Raw genomic sequence first — 19,361 nt, 5'->3', positions numbered from 1 at the left:
GCGCTTAAAGCAAATTCTTTGTGTTAAGGTCACAAGCATGGCGATAAAAGAAGGCCTCCGCCCGGGGGGCCGCAGTGCCCGGGTACAGGAATCGGTCCACTCGGCCGTGCGTGAATTGCTCGAAACCCATGAGCGCTCCAGTGTCACGGTGCCGATGATTGCCGCGCGCGCAGGCGTAACGCCCTCGACTATCTACCGGCGCTGGGGCGACCTCTCGGTGCTGCTCGCGGATGTGGCCCTGGCGCGCATGCGCCCCGACAGCGAGCCCGCCAACACCGGCAGCCTGCGTGGCGACTTGCGGGCGTGGGCCGAGCAATACCTGGATGAGATGAGTTCAGAGCCGGGCCGCAACATGATGCGCGACCTGCAATGCAGGGGGACGCCGGGCTACTGCGTGAGCATCTTGAGTGGGCAGCTTCAGGCGATTGTCGACCGTTATCCGCACCAGTCGCCACCAAGCGTGGACCACTTGATCAATCTGCTGGCAGCGCCGACGGTGTTCCGTATTCTGTTCTCAAGCGCGCCGCTGACGGTTGAAGAGCTGCACGCGCTGATCGAGCTGGCTCTGCAGGCCTGAAGACCTGAAACAAAACCAAATGTGGGAGGGGGCAAGCCCCCTCCCACATTTTTTGACCGCGCTTTATCAGGTACGCATCCCGCGCCCGCTCACCAGCAGCTTCGCGCAACCGATATACAACACCACCGTCGCCACCAGCATGAAGGTGATCGCCACGCTGATCTTGATATCCGACACGCCCAGGATGCCGTAGCGGAAGGCGTTGACCATGTGCAGCACCGGGTTGGCCAGCGACACGGTCTGCCAGAACGGCGGTAGCAAGGTGATGGAGTAGAACACCCCGCCCAGGTAGGTCAGCGGCGTCAGCACGAAGGTCGGGATGATCGAGATGTCATCGAAATTGCGTGCAAATACGGCGTTGATAAACCCCAGCAGCGAGAAGATCGTCGCCGTCAACACCACCACCAGAATGGTGACGCCGAGGTGATGCACCTGCAGGTGGGTGAAGAACAGCGACAGCAGCGTCACGATCACACCCACCATCAAGCCGCGCAGTACGCCACCCAAGGTGTAGCCGATCAGGATGGTGTGGGGCGACACCGGCGAGACCATCAGCTCTTCGATGGAGCGCTGGAACTTGCTGCCGAAGAAACTGGAGACCACGTTGCCATAGGAGTTGGTGATCACCGACATCATGATCAGGCCCGGCACGATGTACTCCATATAGGTGAAACCACCCATGTCGCCGATCTGCCGACCGATCAGGTTACCGAAGATCACAAAGTACAACACCATGGTGATCGCCGGCGGCAGCAGGGTCTGCGGCCAGATCCGGGTAAAGCGCTTCACTTCGCGGTAGACGATGGTCTGCAGTGCGACAAGGTTGGGCTGCAGCTCAGAACTCATACCGCCACCTTCGTCAGATTTTTCTCCACCAAGGACACGAACAACTCCTCAAGGCGATTGGTTTTATTACGCAGGCTCAGCACGTCGATGTTCTGCGCCGCCAACTGGGTGAACAACGCAGTGATGCCCATGGCTTTATCCACCTGGACTTCCAGGGTATGGCTGTCCACCAGGCGGCTGGGGTAGCCGAGCAGTTGCGGTGGTGCCGACAGGTTGTTCTTCAGGTCGAGCAGGAAGGTTTCCACATGCAGTTGGCCCAGCAGGTTACGCATGCTGGTGTTCTCGACGATGGTGCCGTGGTCGATGATGCCGATGTTGCGGCACAGCTGCTCAGCCTCTTCCAGGTAATGGGTGGTGAGGATGATGGTGATGCCCTTCTCGTTCAGCTCGGTGAGGAAGGTCCACATCGAGCGACGCAGTTCGATATCCACGCCGGCGGTGGGCTCATCGAGGATCAACAGGCGCGGTTCATGCACCAGTGCGCGGGCAATCATCAGGCGACGCTTCATGCCGCCGGACAGCGACCGGGACGGCACGTCGCGCTTGTCCCACAGGCCCAACTGGGTCAGGTATTGCTCGGCGCGCTCCTTGGCAACTTTCGCCGGGATGCCGTAGTAACCAGCCTGGGTCACGACAATGTCGAAAGTCTTTTCAAACTGGTTGAAGTTGAATTCCTGGGGCACCACGCCGATGGAACGCTTGAGAGCCGCCGGGGATTTGTCCAGGTCGTGGCCGAAGATATTCACCGTGCCGCTGGTCTTGTTGACCAGAGTGGAGAGGATACCGATGGTGGTGGATTTGCCGGCGCCGTTGGGGCCGAGCAAGGCGAAGAAGTCACCTTCAGCAACGTCCAGATCGATACCACTCAGGGCCTGGAAACCGTTGCCGTAGGTTTTGGTTAGCTGCCGGATGGACAGAGCGGAACTCATATCGGAATACGCACCAAAGAAGGGAATAGAAAGAGTAGATGAGGGCGCAGCGCACGTAGTTCAACGGCGGCGCATGACAGGCATGGTGCTTGCCCGAGCCGCACAAGTACAGTCACCTGTATTAATAGTCAGTATTAAGTCAACGCGGTCATGACCGCCTTGCGGTAGGCCGGGCGCTGTTGCAGGCGCTGGTACCAGGCCTCCAGATGGGGCATCGCAGGGCGCTCGATGGGCATCTCGAACCAGGCGTAGATAAAGCAGCCGAGGGGAATATCACCCATGCCGAAGGTCTCGCCCGACAGGTAAGGCTGCTCGGCCAATGCATCGTCAACGGTACTCAGTGCATCGATACAGGCCTGACGCCCGGCGTTGATACTGCCCCAGTCCTGCTTCTCCGCCGGGGTGCGCACAACGCCCCAGAACACGGCCTTGAACGGCTCGGCGAGGGTCGAGGTGGTCCAGTCCATCCATTTCTCGGCGCTGGCACGCGCCTGCAGGTCGCTCGGGTATAACCCCGACGCGTGTTTGGCGCAGAGGTAGCGCACGATGGTGTTGGACTCCCACAGCACAAAGTCGCCATCCTCGATCATCGGCACCCGGCCATTCGGGTTCAATGCCCGGTATTGCGGCGTGTCCACCACGCCAAAAGCCCCGCCCGCATCAATTGCCTCATAGTCCAGGCCGAGCTCCTCGGCGCACCACAGTGCTTTCCTGACGTTTGATGAATTTTTACGACCCCAGATCTTCAGCATGACCGCGCCTTTTTGTTGATGAACATGGCTGGATGAACGCAGCAGCATACGCCGGTTCACTCGCGGCTCAAATCGCTCTGCATGTCGCCCAGCAAGGTCGGCATCTGTTCGGCAAACAGGTGTGGGTAACATTTCTCCAGATGAGCGAAGAAGAAATCCTCGGGCACATCGGGAAACTGCCCATGGTCCACCACGTACTCCAACGAGCGCTGCCCCTGGCGGTTGAATGCATGGAACACGCTGTCGTTGATCCCGTCGAAGTCCAGCGGTGGTACGTCGAACACCTCACACAGTTGTCGGTTGAACGCCGGCGTCGCCTTGACCCAACGGCCGTCCAGGTAAAACTCGGTGTAGCCATGCATGGCGAACACATCGCTTTTGAGCAACGCGATCAGGCGCGGTGTCGACAGATGATTGCGCACATCCGCAAGACCGATGCGCGCCGGGATGCCGCAGTGGCGAGCGCAGGCGGCGAGCAAGGTGGCCTTGGGCACGCAATAGCTTTCGCCGGCGGCCAGGGCAAAGCTGGCGCTGAGGCTGCCGGGGTCGCGGCTGAAGGTGTAGGGGTTGTAGCGAATCGCCTCACGCACGGCGTAATAGAGACTGACCGCCTGGTCACGTAAATTCGCGCTGGAGCCGCGGTGTTTTTCGGCGAACTCCACCACCGCAGGGTGGTCACTATCGATGAAGCGGCTGGGGCTCAGGTACGTATCCATGAGTTTGATCTCCGAAGGAAGCCTGGAGTTTAACGACAGGTCCGCCACGGAGATAACGACGATCCGGCCAAATGTCGGCGCCTGATGCCAGGTGTTCCCAGTACAACTTGTAACACCCTGATCACCCCGCTTGTTCGGATGCCGACTAAGCTCCCTGGTGGTTTCGCCCCTGGTTTCACGGAGGATTGAATATGCTGTTGTTGTGGATACTGGTTCTGGTGGTCGGCATTGCCTACCTGGCACATCGCCGCGTCGCCCCCCTGCCCGCCCTGGGCGTGATCGCCGTTTACCTGCTGGCGATGGGCGCCTGGAGCCATGCACCGGGTTGGCTGCTGCTGATTTTCTGGGTATTGATCGCTGTGGTGGCCGCGCCCTTGCTGCTGCCGGACCTGCGCCGCCAATACTTCACCAAGCCGCTGTTCAGCTGGTTCCAGAAAGTCCTGCCGCCGATGTCCGAGACCGAGCGCGACGCCATCGACGCCGGCACCGTGTGGTGGGACGGCGAACTGTTCAGCGGTCGTCCCGACTGGGACAAATTGCTGGCCTACCCCAAGGTGCAACTGACCGAGGAAGAACAGGCCTTTATCGACGGCCCCACCGAAGAACTCTGCGCCATGGTCAGCGACTGGGAAATCGGCCAGGCCATGGACCTGCCGCCGGCCGCGTGGGAGCACATCAAGACCCACGGTTTCTTCGCCCTGATCATTCCCAAGGAATATGGCGGCAAGGGCTTCTCCGCTTATGCCCACTCCCAGGTCGCGATGAAACTCGCCACCCGCAGCGGCGACCTGGCCTCCACCGTGATGGTGCCCAACTCCCTCGGCCCGGCCGAATTGCTGTTGCATTACGGCACCGACGAACAACGCAACCACTACCTGCCGCGCCTGGCGCGTGGCGATGACATCCCCTGCTTCGCCCTCACCGGCCCGCTGGCCGGTTCCGATGCCGGCGCCATGCCTGACACGGGGGTGATCTGCAAAGGCGAATGGGAAGGCAAGGAAACCCTCGGCCTGCGCCTGAACTGGGAAAAACGCTACATCACCCTTGGCCCGGTCGCGACCCTGCTGGGCCTGGCCTTCAAGGCCCACGATCCAGACCACCTGCTGGGTGAAGAAGAAGACCTGGGTATCAGCCTGGCGCTGATCCCTACCGACACCCCCGGCGTGGAAATCGGCCGTCGCCACCTGCCCCTCGGCGCCGCGTTCATGAACGGCCCCAACTCCGGCAAGGACGTGTTCATCCCCTTGGAATACCTCATCGGCGGCCAGGAAATGCTCGGCAAAGGCTGGATGATGCTGATGAACTGCCTGTCGGTCGGCCGTTCGATCTCCCTGCCCGCCGTGGGCACCGGCGCCGCCAAGTTCACCAGCCTGGTCACCGGCCAGTACGCCCAGGTGCGCGAGCAGTTCAACGTACCGCTGTCAGCCTTCGAAGGTATCCAGGAAGCCCTGGCGCGCATCGGCGGCAACGCCTGGCTGATGGACAGCGCACGCATGCTCACCGCCAATGCCGTGGACCTTGGGGAAAAACCCTCGGTGCTGTCGGCGATCCTCAAGTACCACCTGACCGAACGCGGCCGCGAGTGCATCAGCCACGCCATGGACGTACACGGCGGCAAGGGCATCATCATGGGCCCGAACAACTATCTGGGCCGCAGCTGGCAGGGCGCGCCGATCTTCATCACCGTGGAAGGCGCGAATATCCTCTCGCGCAACCTGATGATCTTCGGCCAGGGTGCCATCCGCTGCCACCCGTTCGTGCTCAAGGAAATGGCGTTGGCCGGTCGTGAGGACCACGATCAGGCGCTGAAGGAGTTCGACGGGCTGCTGATGCAACACATTGGCTTTGCCGTGAGCAATGCCGCCAGCACCCTGGTGCTGAACCTCGGCGTGGGGTACTTCGAGAAAGCCCCGGGCAACCGTTTGAGCCAGGGTTATTTCCGCGCATTGAACCGCCAGGCTGCCGCGTTCGCGCTGCTGGCAGACCTGAGCATGATGCTGCTGGGTGGCGAGTTGAAACGCCGCGAACGCCTGTCGGCACGCCTCGGTGACGTGCTGAGCCATATGTACCTGGCGTCGGCGGCACTCAAGCGTTACCACGACCTGGATTCGCCGGATCACCTGGAACCGCTGTTCGCCTGGGCCATGGAAGAAAGCCTCGGCGAGTCCGAGCGTGCGTTGGATGAGCTGCTGAGCAACTTCCCGAATAAAGTGCTGGGCTGCCTGCTGCGGGTGATTGTGTTCCCGTTCGGGCGTCGCCATACCGGTCCGTCCGATGCGCTGGATGCGGAAGTGGCCGCGGTGATTGGCCGCGCCAAAGGCGATCCGACCCTGGAAGAATTGCTGGCCGGCTGCTACCGCCCGCAATCGGCAGACGATCCGGTGGGCGCGCTGCAACACGCCTACGACCTGCTGGGTGCCAGCCACCCGCTGCAGAAAAAACTGCATGCCGCGCTCAAAAGCGGCCAGGTCAAACCGACTGCCGGCGAGCATGCCATCGATGCCGCGCTGCACGCCGGTGTGCTGCAACCGGCGGAAGCGCAGAGCTTGCGCGACGCCGAAGCGGCACGGCGCAAGGTGATCGACGTGGATGATTTCAGCAAGGAAGAGCTGGTACACGCTGAAGGTAAAGTCCGCTGAGTCCGGCGGTCATATAAAAACGGGCGCGAGAGGCATATACTCTCGCGCCCGTTTTTGCTTTAGAGGACTTATCTCGTGTCCAACGTCGTTGCCGATCATCTCGTCTTGCTCGACCACCTGCGCAGCATCCTGGTTGCCGTCGGCGAAGCCGAACAGGTGCCCGAGGAAAGCCACACCCTGTTCCTGGAGCGCTTCGACGAACTGCGCGCACTGCTGCCGATCGACCCGATCGAAAGCCAGTACCTGGGCCAGGACCTGATGAGCCAGGTCATCCTGCGCTACCCGCAGATCGCCCACCTGGTCCCGCGCGACCTGCTGTGGTTCTTCGGCGGCGATTGCCTGCACTTCATGCCCGACGAAGAACTGGACCTGTACCAGGCCCTGGAAGAGCGTCGCTTTGAAGCCGAACAAAACGACGAACCGTTCGACTGGAACCAGGAAAAGCAACTGCTGGCCATGCCGCAGGACCAAAGCAAACACTGATTGTTCAAGACACTGCACAACTGAATGCGGGAGGGAGCAAGCCCTCCTCCCACATTTTCGACCGCGCCTATCGCCGGCGCAATGTCGGCTCCCTCGCCATGCACTCCACCAGATAATCGATAAACACCCGCAGCTTCGGCGGCAGGTAACGCGTGGGCGAATGCAACAACCACGCCTCGCCATGGTAGGACGCAATAAAGTCCCACCCGGGCAGCACCTGTACCAAACGCCCCTCCTCCAACGCATGACGCGCGGTGAAATACGGCAAGCTGCCAATTCCCACGTGCTGCAACACCGCATCCAGCCGAACGCCGGTGTGGTTCGCCGCATAACGTCCACGCACGCCAACCGTCACCGCCTTGCCGCCCTGGCGGAATTTCCAGCGCGAGTCACCCGGTGTTTCCCCCAGGTAGATACAACTGTGCTCCAGCAAATCATGGGGATGACTCGGCGTGCCATGCTCGGCCAGGTACTGCGGTGTCGCGCACAGCAAGTGCTCGATGGGCAATAGTTGTCGCCCGACCAGCCCCGGTGGCGGACTGTCGGTGATGCGAATGCTCAGGTCGACATTGTCGTCGATCAGGTCTACATGCCGGTCTTCAAGGATCAGTTGCACATCCACCTTGGGATAACGCCGCAGGAACTCCGGCATATGCGGGTGCACCACAAACCGCCCGACCGCCTTCGGCACACTGACCCGCACCAGGCCCTCGGCCTCGTGGGCGAACTGGCCGCTGATTTCCATCACTGAGCGCGCCGCGCTGACCATCTCCTGGCAGCGTTTGAAGACCTCCTCACCGGCTTCACTCAGGCGCAATTTGCGCGTGGTGCGTTGCAACAAGCGGGTTGCCAGGGCCTTCTCCAGACGCGAGATGCTACGGCTCACTGCCGACGGCGAAACACTCAACTGCCGCGCCGCTTCGGAGAAGCTGCCGGTCTCCACTACCTTGACGAAAATCGCCATTTCGCCCAGCAGCGGCAAAGGAAGATTGATGCTCATGACGCACAGGTCCATTGATAATTGAGTGGATTATCACCTATCCACGCACTATTTATACTCCCCGCAGAACCCTGATGCGGATGTAGAAAATGACCGAGCGCCTGTTTTTCACCCATGACCACCTGACCGCCGAGCTTGAAGTACTCAGTTGCACCCCCTGCGAGGGCCAGTTTGCGGTCGTTTTGCAATCGACGATTTTTCATCCCCAAGGCGGTGGCCAGCCGTTCGATACCGGCTGGCTGGGCGACAGCCAGGTGCTGCGAGTCACCCAGGAAACCGATCGCGTGGTGCACTATGTCAACCAACCGGTGGAACCGGGCCCCATCACCGCGCGAGTCGACGAACCGCGCCGAACCCTGCACACCCGCCTGCACTCCGCCGGGCATTTGATCGGCAACGCCGGCGAAACCCTGGGTTGGATGCCGATCAAGGCGCACCACTGGCCAGGTGAAGGCAAGATCACTTTTATCCGTGGCGAAACCGCGCAAGCCATGGACGCCGAGATCATTCAACAGCAGATCAACCAATGGATCGCCGCCGACTATCCGCGCCATATGGCCCTGGACGACGGCACCCGCGAAGTGGGCTTCGGTGATCTGCCCACCTACGCTTGCGGCGGTACCCATGTGCAAACGCTGGGCGAGTTGGGTCAGGTAACGATCCTGGCGCTTTCGGAGAAAAAGGGCGCGTTGTCGGTGCGTTACAGCCTGGACTAAAGCACGGAGTCGAGGGTGATATCGAGTTTTTAGATAAGCCTCCCAGTGGCCTCCCGGGCACACCTTGGCAGTGGTAGTGTGTCGAAATATTTCTGACACGTTGATCAGGAATCCCCTATTTCCCTTTGCAAAGGAATGCCCCTGACCATGCACTTTCGACTCAAGCAATTGGCGGCTGCCACCCTGTTCGCGACCGGCCTTTCGGTGATGACCACGCCTGCCTTTGCCAACATCACCCCAGAGCAAAGCACGGCGATCCTGAAGAGCTTCAGCGAAACGTCGGTCACGGATTTCCGTGGTTTCCTCGGCACCCTGGCCAAAGGCGACCTGGGCAAGGCCGACGACGTAGGCCCGGCGATCGGTGCCTTCCTCGATAACAAAACCCTGAGTGCCGACCAGCAGAACGAGATCCACCGCCTGCTGGGTATTTACACCCGAGTGAAATACGGCAAGGCCGCCTTAGATACCCTGCGCGAACTGGTAGAAATCCCGACCTTCAACGTGGACGGCGTGCCGCAGTACAAAAATCCGGAATTCATCCGGATTGCCGACAAGATCCAGGCCCTGGCCAAGACCTTCAACCTGAACTTCCGTAACATCGACAACCGCGTGTACGAGATTTCCCTGGCAGGCAGCGGCGACGAAGTGGTGGGTATCCACGCCCACGCCGACGTGGTGCCGGTGACGCCGGAGAACTGGGTCTTGAAAGACGGCACCAGGCTCGACCCGTTCAAGGTCACGCTGATCGGCGACCGCATGTATGGGCGTGGCACCGAGGATGACAAAAACGGCATCGTGGTGGCGATGTACGCCATGAAGGTGATCAAGGAAGAAAAGTTGCCGCTGGCACGAAACTTCAAGCTGCTGGTGGACACCACCGAAGAAACCTCCGGCGACGCGATCCCCTATTACTTTGAACGCAACCCGACGCCGCAGTACAACCTGGCGCTGGATGGCGGCTACCCGGTGGTGATTGCCGAAAAAGGTTATGGCACTGTCATGGCCACCTTCCCGCGCCGCAAAGGGGAAGGCAAAGGCGCGGAAATCATTGCGATGACCGGCGGCATGGCCACCAACCAGATTCCCTCGGCCTCGGTTGCCACGTTGATCAGCGACACGCCGGCCGAACTGGCCGCCAGCCTGCAAAAAGCCGGTACGGAGTATGCCAAACGCAACGGCGGTGACTTCGAAGTGACAGCCAAGGTGGTTGGCAAAGAGGTCAAGCTGACAGTGACCGGGGTTTCCGCGCACTCCTCCGAGCCCGAATCCGGCATCAACCCGGTGTCGCGCATGCTGGAGCTGATCCACAGCATCGACGGCACGATCGCCCTCAAGCACAACCACATCACCGACGCGGCCCGTTATGCCTCGGACAACTGGGGCCTGGATTATCTGGGCGGCAAATTGGGCGTGGGTTTCTCCGATGATTTCATGGGGCCGCTGACCACCTCGCTGACCTTTGTCGGCCTGGATGACAAAGCCTTCAAGCTGGCGGTGAACCTGCGTGTACCAAAGGGCAAATCGCCGGATAAACTGAAAGCCGAGATTTCGGACAAGTTGAGCGCCTGGGACAAGCAAACCAAGGTCAATGTGGACTTCACTTACTCGGTCGCCGAACCGATGTACCGCAACCCGGAAGGTGAGTGGGTGAAGGCCTTGTTGGCCGTGGCCAGCGAAAACCTGGGCATGGAGCACAAATTCGGCACCTCGGCCGGCGCGACGTCCGTGCATGAACTGCCCAATGGCGTGCAATTCGGCCTGGCGCGGCCGGAAGTGAAATACACCGGGCACACCGACAATGAGTTCAAGACGGTCGACCAGTTTTTGCTGGATCTGCAGATCGTCACCGAAATGATGGGGCGTGTCGGGCAGTTGCCGAAACTCTGAAACCTCTGCTCTCACCCATATGAAAACGCCGCTCCCCCTCAGAGCGGCGTTCTTGTCTGGGCAGAACATGCGTAGGAAACCTCCTGTTTTGCTCGACCTCAGCCCCTATGAGTCTTTCAGGCTGCTGTTCGACACCACTTTCCATGGCATTGGGTGCTAGTTTCGACAGGCCTCTCCAACTACCTACGCAGATAGGAGTGCCATAATAATGAACAACCCACTCAAAGCACTGCTCGCCGCCACCGCGCTCACCGGCAGCCTTTCAACATTCTCCCTGCCCACATACGCCAACATTACCCAGCAGCAGAGTTCAGTCATTCTCTCGACTTTCAGTGAGGCATCGTTCACCGATTTTCGTGAGTTCCTGAGACGCCTGGGCACCAGCAGCCTCGCCGTCAGCCAAACACTCGCACCGGCAATCAATGCCTTCCTCGATGCCAAGGACCTTACCAACGAGCAGCAAAACCAGCTTCATCGACTGCTTGGCTTGTATGCACGACTCAAATACCGTGATGCAGCCATCGATACCCTGGGTGAACTGGTGGCCATCCCAACCTTCCGCGTGGAGGGCGTCGCTCAGCATGAAAATCCCGAGTTCCTTCGGTTCGCCTACACCCTCGAACGCATCGCCCGATCGTTCAACCTGACATTTCGCAACGTCGACAACCGCGTATATGAAATATCCCTGGGCGATAGCGGCAACGAGGTCGTGGGAATCCATGCGCATGCCGACGTGGTACCAGCCAATCCAGAGGACTGGGTGCTTGAAGACGGCACACGCCTCGATCCATTCCAGGTTACTCAGGTAGGTAACCGCCTGTATGGCCGAGGCACGGAGGATGACAAAAACGGGATCGTCGTGGCGCTATATGCAATGAAAGTCATCAAGGAAGAACAACTGCCGCAGGTACGCAGTTTCAAACTACTGGTGGATACCACCGAGGAGATCGCCGGCGACGCGATCGCCTACTACTTTTCACGCAACCCAACCCCCGACTACAACATCGCACTCGATGGCGGCTATCCCGTGGTGATCGCCGAGAAGGGCTACGGCACGCTAGTTACCCATTTCTCCCGGCGCGACGCACAGGGCAAGGGCGCCGAAGTCACCTCCGTGACGGGAGGACTTGCCGCGAACCAGATCCCGCGGACGGCCGTCGCGACTTTTGCCGATGACAATCCGGCACAATTGGCGGCCGTCCTGCAAAAGACTGGAGCCGACTATGCCAAGGGCAATGGCGGCGACTTCGAGGTGACCGCCGAGGTCGTCGGCAAGGACGTCAAGCTAACGGTTACGGGGGTTGCGGCCCATTCCTCGGAGCCCGAGTCAGGTGTAAACCCCGTCGCCAGGATATTGGGCCTGATCCACGAGCTGGCGGGGAAAATCGCTCTCAAGCGCAACCACATCACTGACGCAGCGCGCTACGCCACTGACAACTGGGGCCTGGATTATCTGGGCAACAAACTGGGGATTGGCTTTACCGATACATTCATGGGGCCACTGACCACCTCCTTGACCTATATCGGTATGGACGAAAGAGCTTTCACCGTGACGGTCAATCTGCGAGTGCCGAAGGGCAGGGCCACAGAAGTACTCAAAACCGATATCGATGAAAAGCTGCGAGCTTGGAGCCAACAGACCGGGGTGGCGATGACCATCGATTGCTCGATTGCCGAGCCGATGCACCGCAACCCCGAGGGTGAATGGGTCAAAGCATTGCTGGCCGTGGCCACCGAGAACCTTGGCATGGAGCCCAAGTTCGGCGCGTCCGCAGCCGCTACATCGGTCCATGACCTGCCCAACGGCGTGCAATTCGGCCTTGCCAGACTCGATACCAAATATACCGGCCACACCAACGGTGAATTCAAGACAGTCGACCAGTTCCTCCTGGATTTGCAGAACGTGACCGAGATGATGGGGCGAATCGGGCAAATGCCCAAGCTCTGACGACGAGGTCTTTATAAATCAAGCACAAACAAAAACGCCGATCATCACTGATCGGCGTTTTTGTTGAATATGGAGCGGGAAACGAGACTCGAACTCGCGACCCCGACCTTGGCAAGGTCGTGCTCTACCAACTGAGCTATTCCCGCATATGGCGTCCCCTAGGGGACTCGAACCCCTGTTACCGCCGTGAAAGGGCGGTGTCCTAGGCCACTAGACGAAGGGGACACACGTACAACATTCACTCCCTACCGCGTTTCGCTGTGTGCTTTACGCTGTAAGTGGCGCGCATTCTATGGATGGATTGAAAGGTCGTCAACCCCCAAGGATAAATTTATTTAAATCAATGACTTCGCCCGCGTTTACCGGCCCGCGCAGGGCATTCTGCCCGTCCAGGCCTTGACGCCTATATTCTGGCGTCCGACAAGGCGCTATAGTTCGTTCCAGCAAGTGATGGCAATGTGCATCTACGCAGGGAGCGGCTACTTATATAGAAGAACTACCTGGGTAACTGGTCGATCAGTCCTATCCGTCGACAAGCCCAGTCACTACACTCCACTGTAAACCCTATCAAAGAGGTCACACCGGTGACACCACTCATGATCACCCTGCTGGTAATAGCCGGGATCGTAATACTGATCGCCATTGGCTACATGAACCACGTGGTGGAAAACAACAAGCTGGAAAAGAAGCGCACGGAGATCGAGCTTAATGATCGCCTGCGCCGTTGCGGTGAGATCACCGAGACCTTCCCTGGCCAACTGATGACCCCGGCGCTCAAGCTGTTACTGGCCCGCCTGGAGCTCAACGTCAATCAGCGCCTGTTGAACCTCAACAAGACCAGTGCACCGCTCAAGGCCCGTATCACCGAGCTGAACACGCTGGTGGCCCAGGGCGAGTCCATCCCGGTGAACAACCCGCCGGCGCCGATCCAGACCGAAGCCAAGGCCAAGGACGTGCGCTTCCTGCTGGAAGCCCTGCATGGCCAGGTCACCCGCGCAGCCCAGGACGGGTTCCTGCCGACCAACGAAGCCAAGCACTGGATCAAGGAAATCCGCCATATCCTGGTGCTGTTGCACATCGAGTTCTTCAACAACCTCGGCCAGCACGCCTTGCAGCAGGGCCAACCGGGCCAGGCGCGCCTGGCCTTCGAGCGTGGCGTGCAGTACCTGCGTAAACAGCCGGAGCCGGTGCTCTACAGTGCACAGCTGCAATTGCTGGAAGGTCAACTGGCCCGCGCCAACTCGACCGTGCTGGCTAACAGCAAACAGGCGGCGGAGGAAGTCAACGAATTGACCGAAGGCATGAAAGAGGTCGACGCCGATGCCGAGTGGAAAAAGAAAGTCATCTACGACTGATCTGCCCACTCCCCTGGGGTGAGCGGGCTGCCCGCTCGCCCCAACATGCCATCAATTTGCATCTATCGCCCCGCCCCCGACTAGCGTAAAAAAGTGCCCCTCACTCCGTGAAGTCAGAGGCCCGCTATGCCTATCGCCGTCATTGATGGACAACCGCTGCATTACGTCGACCAGGGCACCGGCCCTGTCGTCCTGCTCGGTTCAAGCTACCTGTGGGACCGCGACATGTGGGCCCCGCAGATCGAAGCCCTGTCGCAACAGTACCGGGTCATCGTGCCCGAACTGTGGGACCACGGCGAATCGGGCCAACTCCCCACCCCCACCCACACCCTCGACGACCTTGCGCGCCAGGCCCTGGCCCTGCTTGACCATTTGGAGATCGCACAGATCAACCTGGCAGGCCTGTCGGTGGGCGGCATGTGGGGCGCACGCCTGGCGTTGCAGGCCCCCGAGCGGATCAACAGCCTGGTGCTGATGGACACCTACCTCGGTGCCGAGCCAGAGGCCACGCGCCAGTATTACTTCTCGTTGTTCAAGATGATTGAAGACGCCGGCGCCATTCCTGAGCCGTTGCTGGATGTGATCGCGCCGATCTTCTTTCGCCCCGACATCGACCGCGAATCGGCGCTCTACCAGGATTTTCGCAAGTCACTGCAGGACTTTCCCCGGGAACGCCTGCTGCACAGCATCGTCCCCCTGGGTCGATTGATCTTCAGCCGCGAAGATGTGTTGGAACAACTACCGCAGCTGGACGCCGATACCACCTTGGTGATGTGTGGCGAACAGGACAAGCCTCGGCCACCCGCCGAATCCGAGGAAATGGCCGAGCTGATTGGCTGTGCCCTGATCCTGATTCCAGACGCCGGGCATATCTCCAGCCGGGAGAACCCGGATTTCGTCAACGAAGCGCTGCTGACCTTCCTCGCCAACCACGCCTGATCGCCCCCCTTCGATCGCCGCCTCGGGGCGGCGATCAAAGGCGGAAGTGCCCCACCATCCCCTTGAGCTCCGCCCCCAACTGCGCCAGTTGGATGCTCGACGCCGCATTGCCCTGCATGCTCAACGCCGATTGATCGGCACTCGCACGAATACTGGTGACGCTACGGTTGATCTCTTCGGCCACCGAGCTCTGCTCCTCAGCCGCAGCGGCAATCTGCTGATTCATCTGCTGGATCAACGACACCGCTACCGCAATGCTGCCCAGGGCACTTTCAGTTTCCAACGCATCGCTGACCGCCAGCTTGACCAGTTCGCCACTTTGCTGGATCTGCTGCACCGATGATTGCGCCGCGCTGCGCAAGGTACTGACGAGCCGCTCGATTTCTTCGGTCGATTGCTGGGTGCGCTTGGCCAGTGCCCGTACTTCATCGGCCACCACCGCAAAACCCCGGCCCTGTTCGCCCGCGCGAGCGGCTTCGATGGCCGCGTTCAGGGCCAGCAGGTTGGTCTGTTCGGCGACGCTTTTGATCACGCTCAGCACGGTGCCGATATTCTGGATTTCAGCACTGAGGCTCTCGATGCTGGTGCTCGCACGGGTACTGGACGTGGCCAGCAACTCGATGCGCTGCAAACTCTGGCGCACCACCTGCTGGCCGCTGTCGACTTTTTCATCCGCCGTCTGCGCAGCTTGCGCGGCCTGTTCGGCGTTGCGCGCCACATCGTGCACGGTGGCAGTCATCTGGTTCATCGCGGTAGCGACCTGCTCGGTTTCTTCCTTCTGGCTGCTGACCTCGACGTTGGTCTGTTCGGTCACGCTGGACAGCGACTGCGCCGAGCTGGCCAATTGTTCGATACCGGCCTGCAGGCCGCTGACCATCTGGCTAAGGCCGCCGCCCATCTGTTGCATCGCCTGCATCAACTGGCCGATTTCATCACGACGACTGACCTCCATGCGCCCGCTCAGATCCCCGGCGGCAATCTGTCGGGCTACCGCGATCACACTGCGCAGCGGCGCGACGATCAAGCGGGTAATCACCCAGGCCGCAATCAACCCCACCAGCAAGGCCAGGGCCGACGAGCCAATGATCAACATCGCGCTTTTCTTCAGTTGCGCCTGCATCGACAGGTCTTCAGCGTCATAGGCCTGGTTGACCCGGCTGACGACCTGGTCAGCTCGATCATGCAGTTGTTTGTAGACGACTTTTTCCTGGGCCAGCAGGCCGGTGTATTCCCCCAGCTTTTCGCTGAAGGCGGCGATATGCCCGGAAACTTCGTTGAGCACCGTCTGATAACCAGGGTCCTTGACCGACGTTTTCAGTTGCTCGACCTGGGCCAGGGCCTGGTCGGCCTGCTCGATCTTGCCTTGCTCGGCGTCGTCTGCATCCGCCTTGCGGCTCTGGTCCAGGCGCACATGGGCTTCGTTCATGGCCTGCAACATCAAGCGGGAAACCTGACTGATCTGGCCTGCCTGCTCGATAAACTCGGCGCCCTCCTTACCTTGGCTTTCCTTGAGGCCATAGGCGCCGTCGTCCGCCAGCCCGGCCTGCAATACATCCAGGTTATTCGCCACGCTGGACACCGACCAACTGGCCATTTCCAGCGCCAGGTCCTTGGTCTGCGTCAGCTCGACAAACTCATCGAACGCCTTCCGGTAGGCTGCCAGAGCCTGCTCGACCTCGGTCATCACCGGCACATTCGCCGCAGACTGGGCCTTGAGGCCGGCCGCCTGGGCCGCCAGGGCATCAAGACTTTCATGCAAGGCGTCGACGGCCTTGGGGTCGGCGTGCAGCGCGTAGTCCTGCTCGATCAGGCGCACCTTGAGCAAGCCGCTGTTAAGCGACGACATGGCCTTGAGGCCTTCAAAACGCTGGCCAACGGTTTGCAGGGACCACACGCCGATAGCCGCGACCAACGCCGTCAGCAGCAGCACCAGGGTGAAGCCCAAGCCCAGTTTTTTCGCCATACCCAGGTTGGCGAAACGTCGTTGCACGCCTGAAATCATTGCACTTGAATCCTCTTGCAATGGCGGACGCCATCAAGTCCGATGGACAAGCAACGAGATTCGCAACCAAAAGGCACTGAGCACAAGGCACTGGCGCCACAATAATGGCAAAAAGCTACACGCTCGTCGTTTTCAGAATGGTCGAGGTCGATCTGGCGGGCCCCATCGCACGGAACAACGCCAAGGCACGTTGATCAGTAGCATAGGCGACATTAAGGCGTAGCCACTCACTGTGCCCGCCGGTGGGACTGAACAACGCCCCGGGCGACAACAACACCCCCAACTGCCGGGCGCACGCCTGCAACCGCGAAGGCTGCGCCGTCCCCGGGCGTGCCCACAGGAACATACCGCCGGTGGGTACGGCGAACACCTCCCACTCTTCGTCCTCCAGCACTTGCAGGGTCACGGCCATTTCACTGCTCAACCGCTTGCGCAGGCGCTGCACCCACTTGCGATACGTGCCATTGGCCAGCAACGTCGCGACCACCGCTTCAGCAAACCGGGAGGTGCCGAAACCGGTCAAAGTCTTAAGGCTGGCCAGTTGCGCGATGATTGCACTGCTGGCGCAGAGGTAGCCCACACGCAAGGCGCTGCTCAGGGTCTTGGAAAAACTCGCGACGTAGATCACCCGATCATCATGGGGCAATGCCGAAAGCCGCGTGCAACTGGCCTGTTGCAGGTCGCCGTAGACATCTTCCTCGATGATCAGGAAGTTCTTGCGGTGTGCCAGTTCCAGCAAGCGCTCGGCCACCAGCCGGCACAGGCTGGTGCCCGTGGGGTTGTGATAAAGGCTGTGGATGAACAGGCACTTGGGATGATGGTGCTGCAGCAGCGCTTCAAGTGCCGGGAGGTCGGGGCCGCCTCGGGTACGCGGTACTTCCAGCAGTTTCACGCCCTGGAACGCCAGCTGCCGGTAGAGATTGGCATACCCGGGGGTTTCGACCACCACGCTGTCGCCGGCCTTGAGCAGCGTACGTATCAGCAGGTCCTGGGCATGGCTGGCACCTGCGGTGGTCAGGATGCGCTCCAGGCTGGTGGCGATGTGAATCTGGGTCAGGCGCTTGAGCAGTTGCTCGCGCAGCGCAGGCAGACCCAGAGGGGTGCTGTAGTTGAACAGGCCGGCCGTGTCGGTGCGGGTGACTTCGCGAATCGCGTAACTGATGTCATCGCTTTCGCGCCAGGCATCGGGCAACCAGCCGCAGCCCAGTTTCAACTCGCCCAACGGATTGTCGGCAAAGGCGCCCCACTCGCGCTCCGCCCCCTCATACCAGTTGCCTTCGTGGCAGGCAGCCGGCTGGGCCACCACAAATCCCGAGCCCTGCCGGGGCGCCAGCACCCCTTGGGCGACCATCCGTTCGAATGCTTCGATCACACTGGATTGGCTGAGCAGGTTGTCCAGGGCCAACTGGCGGACGGATGGCAAGCGTGTTCCGGGACTCACGCCGTCCTTGCGAATCCATTGCACCACGGCACTGACGATTTGCTGCACTACCGGTACAAGGGCCTGTCGATCGATCCCTAAATCCATGAGCCACTCACTTCAACTGTCTGTTATCAACCCGGAGAGTTAAGCACAGAAGCAGCAGGTTGCCGGCCGCATAAATTTATTAAATTATTGATTTTATTGACTTATTTACCTACTGACACATATTCGGTCACAGCGTTTTGCCAGCTTTGGAAAAGCCCCACGCGCCCCCAGACGTTTTCGAACAAGGGGCCGGCGCCAGGTCCTAGATAGCCGTCGCGCCACCGTCCACGGCCAAGGCGTGGCCGGTGGTGAACGCCGCTCCGTCGCTGCACAGGTACAGCACTGCGCTGGCAATTTCCTCCACCTTGCCGATACGCCCGACCGGGTGCATGGCGGCGGCGAATTCGGCCTTGCGCGGGTCGGCTTCATAGGCGCGCCGGAACATATCGGTATCGATCACCGCCGGGCAGACGGCATTGACGCGGATTTTCTTCTTCGCGTACTCGATCGCCGCCGATTTGGTCAGGCCGATCACCGCATGTTTGGAGGCTGCATAGATACTCATCTTCGGCGCCGCGCCCAACCCCGCCACCGACGCGGTGTTGACGATCGCCCCGCCGCCCTGAGCCAGCAGCAGCGGCAACTGGTACTTCATGCACAACCACACACCCTTGACGTTGACGCCCATGATCGCGTCGAACTCATCCAGGCTGCCGTCCGCCAGCTTGCCCTTCTCGATCTCGATGCCGGCGTTATTGAACGCATAGTCCAGGCGACCATAGGCGCCGATGGTCTGTGCCATCAACTGCTGCACATCCGCCTCCTGGGTGACGTTGCAGCGCACGAACAGCGCCTCGCCCCCGGCCTGGTGGATCAGCGCGACCGTACCCTCGCCGCCCGCTACGTCCAGGTCGGCGACCACGACCTTCAAGCCTTCGGCGGCGAACGCCAGCGCAGTGGCGCGACCAATACCGGCGGCGGCGCCAGTCACCAGGGCGACCTGGCCGGAAAACGTCATGCTCATGGAGGATGTCCTATTGGGATTAATGGCAGTGGCACGAGTCTAGCCAACGCCGAGACGCACACGTCAGCACTATCAGAAGG

At 60.5% G+C, this 19,361-nt stretch carries 16 protein-coding genes, 2 tRNA genes and 1 pseudogene; 8 read left to right on the top strand and 11 right to left on the bottom strand.

All coding sequences use genetic code 11. The features are described from left to right. Window positions 1–37 precede the first annotated feature (37 nt). Window positions 38–577 carry a TetR/AcrR family transcriptional regulator gene (locus BLQ09_RS22175; RefSeq protein WP_027607099.1) on the top strand — a complete coding sequence of 180 codons (540 nt, stop codon included), beginning with the start codon at window positions 38–40 and terminating at the stop codon, window positions 575–577. A 66-nt stretch (window positions 578–643) separates the two neighbouring features. On the opposite strand, the gene BLQ09_RS22170 is transcribed toward BLQ09_RS22175, so the two are convergent. From BLQ09_RS22170 to BLQ09_RS22155, 4 genes are all read right to left on the bottom strand, one after another. Next, complete coding sequence (locus tag BLQ09_RS22170) at window positions 644–1,423, bottom strand: ABC transporter permease (protein ID WP_012723134.1); 780 nt, start codon at window positions 1,421–1,423, stop codon at window positions 644–646. Further along, window positions 1,420–2,352 (bottom strand): ABC transporter ATP-binding protein, encoded by a 933-nt coding sequence (locus BLQ09_RS22165; RefSeq protein ID WP_027607098.1) that lies wholly within the window; start codon window positions 2,350–2,352, stop codon window positions 1,420–1,422. The genes BLQ09_RS22170 and BLQ09_RS22165 overlap by 4 nt, the downstream gene beginning before the upstream one ends. 134 nt (window positions 2,353–2,486) lie before the next feature. Further along, window positions 2,487–3,104 carry a glutathione S-transferase family protein gene (locus BLQ09_RS22160; RefSeq protein ID WP_027607097.1) on the bottom strand — a complete coding sequence of 206 codons (618 nt, stop codon included), beginning with the start codon at window positions 3,102–3,104 and terminating at the stop codon, window positions 2,487–2,489. A gap of 56 nt (window positions 3,105–3,160) precedes the next feature. Then, window positions 3,161–3,820: a transglutaminase-like domain-containing protein gene (locus BLQ09_RS22155; RefSeq protein WP_092358555.1), complete on the bottom strand. Its 660-nt coding sequence runs from the start codon at window positions 3,818–3,820 to the stop codon at window positions 3,161–3,163. Window positions 3,821–4,011: 191 nt separating this feature from the next. On the opposite strand from BLQ09_RS22155, the gene BLQ09_RS22150 reads away from it, so the two are divergent. Next, window positions 4,012–6,459 carry an acyl-CoA dehydrogenase gene (locus BLQ09_RS22150; RefSeq protein WP_092358553.1) on the top strand — a complete coding sequence of 816 codons (2,448 nt, stop codon included), beginning with the start codon at window positions 4,012–4,014 and terminating at the stop codon, window positions 6,457–6,459. A gap of 75 nt (window positions 6,460–6,534) precedes the next feature. After that, a complete protein-coding gene (locus BLQ09_RS22145; RefSeq protein WP_010567536.1) occupies window positions 6,535–6,942 on the top strand; it encodes a PA2817 family protein in 408 nt (135 codons plus the stop codon). A gap of 67 nt (window positions 6,943–7,009) precedes the next feature. On the opposite strand, the gene BLQ09_RS22140 is transcribed toward BLQ09_RS22145, so the two are convergent. Further along, the gene (locus BLQ09_RS22140) at window positions 7,010–7,942 is read right to left on the bottom strand and encodes a LysR family transcriptional regulator (RefSeq protein WP_092358551.1); all 933 of its coding nucleotides are present in this window, start codon (window positions 7,940–7,942) and stop codon (window positions 7,010–7,012) included. An 89-nt stretch (window positions 7,943–8,031) separates the two neighbouring features. Here BLQ09_RS22140 and BLQ09_RS22135 point away from each other — a divergent pair, with 89 nt between their 5' ends. From BLQ09_RS22135 to BLQ09_RS22125, 3 genes are all read left to right on the top strand, one after another. Then, on the top strand, window positions 8,032–8,658 hold the full coding sequence (locus BLQ09_RS22135; protein ID WP_027607093.1) for a serine-tRNA(Ala) deacylase AlaX: 627 nt from the start codon (window positions 8,032–8,034) through the stop codon (window positions 8,656–8,658). Between the two features lie 147 nt (window positions 8,659–8,805). Continuing rightward, window positions 8,806–10,545, top strand: a complete 1,740-nt coding sequence (locus tag BLQ09_RS22130; RefSeq protein ID WP_092358587.1) for a dipeptidase — start codon at window positions 8,806–8,808, stop codon at window positions 10,543–10,545. A 208-nt stretch (window positions 10,546–10,753) separates the two neighbouring features. Further along, entirely contained in the window at window positions 10,754–12,493 is a 1,740-nt protein-coding gene (locus BLQ09_RS22125) for a dipeptidase (RefSeq protein WP_092358549.1), read from the top strand. 70 nt (window positions 12,494–12,563) lie between these two features. Here the strand turns inward: BLQ09_RS22125 and BLQ09_RS22120 are convergent. Both BLQ09_RS22120 and BLQ09_RS22115 read right to left on the bottom strand, forming a co-directional pair. Then, a tRNA-Gly gene (locus tag BLQ09_RS22120) sits at window positions 12,564–12,639 on the bottom strand. A gap of 3 nt (window positions 12,640–12,642) precedes the next feature. After that, window positions 12,643–12,718, bottom strand: a tRNA-Glu gene (locus tag BLQ09_RS22115). 359 nt (window positions 12,719–13,077) lie between these two features. Here BLQ09_RS22115 and BLQ09_RS22110 point away from each other — a divergent pair. Together BLQ09_RS22110 and BLQ09_RS22105 are read left to right on the top strand one after the other, a co-directional pair. Next, the gene (locus BLQ09_RS22110; protein WP_027607090.1) at window positions 13,078–13,848 is read left to right on the top strand and encodes a hypothetical protein; all 771 of its coding nucleotides are present in this window, start codon (window positions 13,078–13,080) and stop codon (window positions 13,846–13,848) included. Window positions 13,849–13,974: 126 nt separating this feature from the next. Next, a complete protein-coding gene (locus BLQ09_RS22105) occupies window positions 13,975–14,787 on the top strand; it encodes an alpha/beta fold hydrolase (RefSeq protein WP_092358547.1) in 813 nt (270 codons plus the stop codon). A gap of 34 nt (window positions 14,788–14,821) precedes the next feature. Here the strand turns inward: BLQ09_RS22105 and BLQ09_RS31995 are convergent, their stop codons facing one another. From BLQ09_RS31995 to BLQ09_RS22090, 4 genes and pseudogenes are all read right to left on the bottom strand, one after another. Then, a complete protein-coding gene (locus BLQ09_RS31995; RefSeq protein ID WP_370671245.1) occupies window positions 14,822–15,664 on the bottom strand; it encodes a methyl-accepting chemotaxis protein in 843 nt (280 codons plus the stop codon). A gap of 18 nt (window positions 15,665–15,682) precedes the next feature. Beyond that, window positions 15,683–15,880 (bottom strand): annotated as a pseudogene (locus BLQ09_RS31990) (HAMP domain-containing protein); the annotation flags it as partial. Between the two features lie 1,024 nt (window positions 15,881–16,904). Further along, window positions 16,905–18,317 carry an aminotransferase-like domain-containing protein gene (locus BLQ09_RS22095; protein WP_027607087.1) on the bottom strand — a complete coding sequence of 471 codons (1,413 nt, stop codon included), beginning with the start codon at window positions 18,315–18,317 and terminating at the stop codon, window positions 16,905–16,907. A 202-nt stretch (window positions 18,318–18,519) separates the two neighbouring features. Then, window positions 18,520–19,281 carry an SDR family oxidoreductase gene (locus tag BLQ09_RS22090; RefSeq protein ID WP_027607086.1) on the bottom strand — a complete coding sequence of 254 codons (762 nt, stop codon included), beginning with the start codon at window positions 19,279–19,281 and terminating at the stop codon, window positions 18,520–18,522. Window positions 19,282–19,361 lie beyond the last annotated feature (80 nt).

Source organism: Pseudomonas sp. NFACC25 (assembly GCF_900100935.1).
In the GTDB taxonomy this organism is placed as follows: domain Bacteria; phylum Pseudomonadota; class Gammaproteobacteria; order Pseudomonadales; family Pseudomonadaceae; genus Aquipseudomonas; species Aquipseudomonas marginalis.
This window is presented reverse-complemented; position numbering and strand designations above follow the sequence as displayed.

Coding starts and splice junctions, on each gene's coding strand:
- BLQ09_RS22175 (WP_027607099.1), top strand. CDS start 38: ATGGCGATAAAAGAAGGCCTCCGCCCGGGGGGCCGCAGTGCCCGGGTA.
- BLQ09_RS22170 (WP_012723134.1), bottom strand. CDS start 1,423: ATGAGTTCTGAGCTGCAGCCCAACCTTGTCGCACTGCAGACCATCGTC.
- BLQ09_RS22165 (WP_027607098.1), bottom strand. CDS start 2,352: ATGAGTTCCGCTCTGTCCATCCGGCAGCTAACCAAAACCTACGGCAAC.
- BLQ09_RS22160 (WP_027607097.1), bottom strand. CDS start 3,104: ATGCTGAAGATCTGGGGTCGTAAAAATTCATCAAACGTCAGGAAAGCA.
- BLQ09_RS22155 (WP_092358555.1), bottom strand. CDS start 3,820: ATGGATACGTACCTGAGCCCCAGCCGCTTCATCGATAGTGACCACCCT.
- BLQ09_RS22150 (WP_092358553.1), top strand. CDS start 4,012: ATGCTGTTGTTGTGGATACTGGTTCTGGTGGTCGGCATTGCCTACCTG.
- BLQ09_RS22140 (WP_092358551.1), bottom strand. CDS start 7,942: ATGAGCATCAATCTTCCTTTGCCGCTGCTGGGCGAAATGGCGATTTTC.
- BLQ09_RS22135 (WP_027607093.1), top strand. CDS start 8,032: ATGACCGAGCGCCTGTTTTTCACCCATGACCACCTGACCGCCGAGCTT.
- BLQ09_RS22130 (WP_092358587.1), top strand. CDS start 8,806: ATGCACTTTCGACTCAAGCAATTGGCGGCTGCCACCCTGTTCGCGACC.
- BLQ09_RS22125 (WP_092358549.1), top strand. CDS start 10,754: ATGAACAACCCACTCAAAGCACTGCTCGCCGCCACCGCGCTCACCGGC.
- BLQ09_RS22105 (WP_092358547.1), top strand. CDS start 13,975: ATGCCTATCGCCGTCATTGATGGACAACCGCTGCATTACGTCGACCAG.
- BLQ09_RS31995 (WP_370671245.1), bottom strand. CDS start 15,664: ATGGTCAGCGGCCTGCAGGCCGGTATCGAACAATTGGCCAGCTCGGCG.
- BLQ09_RS22095 (WP_027607087.1), bottom strand. CDS start 18,317: ATGGATTTAGGGATCGATCGACAGGCCCTTGTACCGGTAGTGCAGCAA.
- BLQ09_RS22090 (WP_027607086.1), bottom strand. CDS start 19,281: ATGAGCATGACGTTTTCCGGCCAGGTCGCCCTGGTGACTGGCGCCGCC.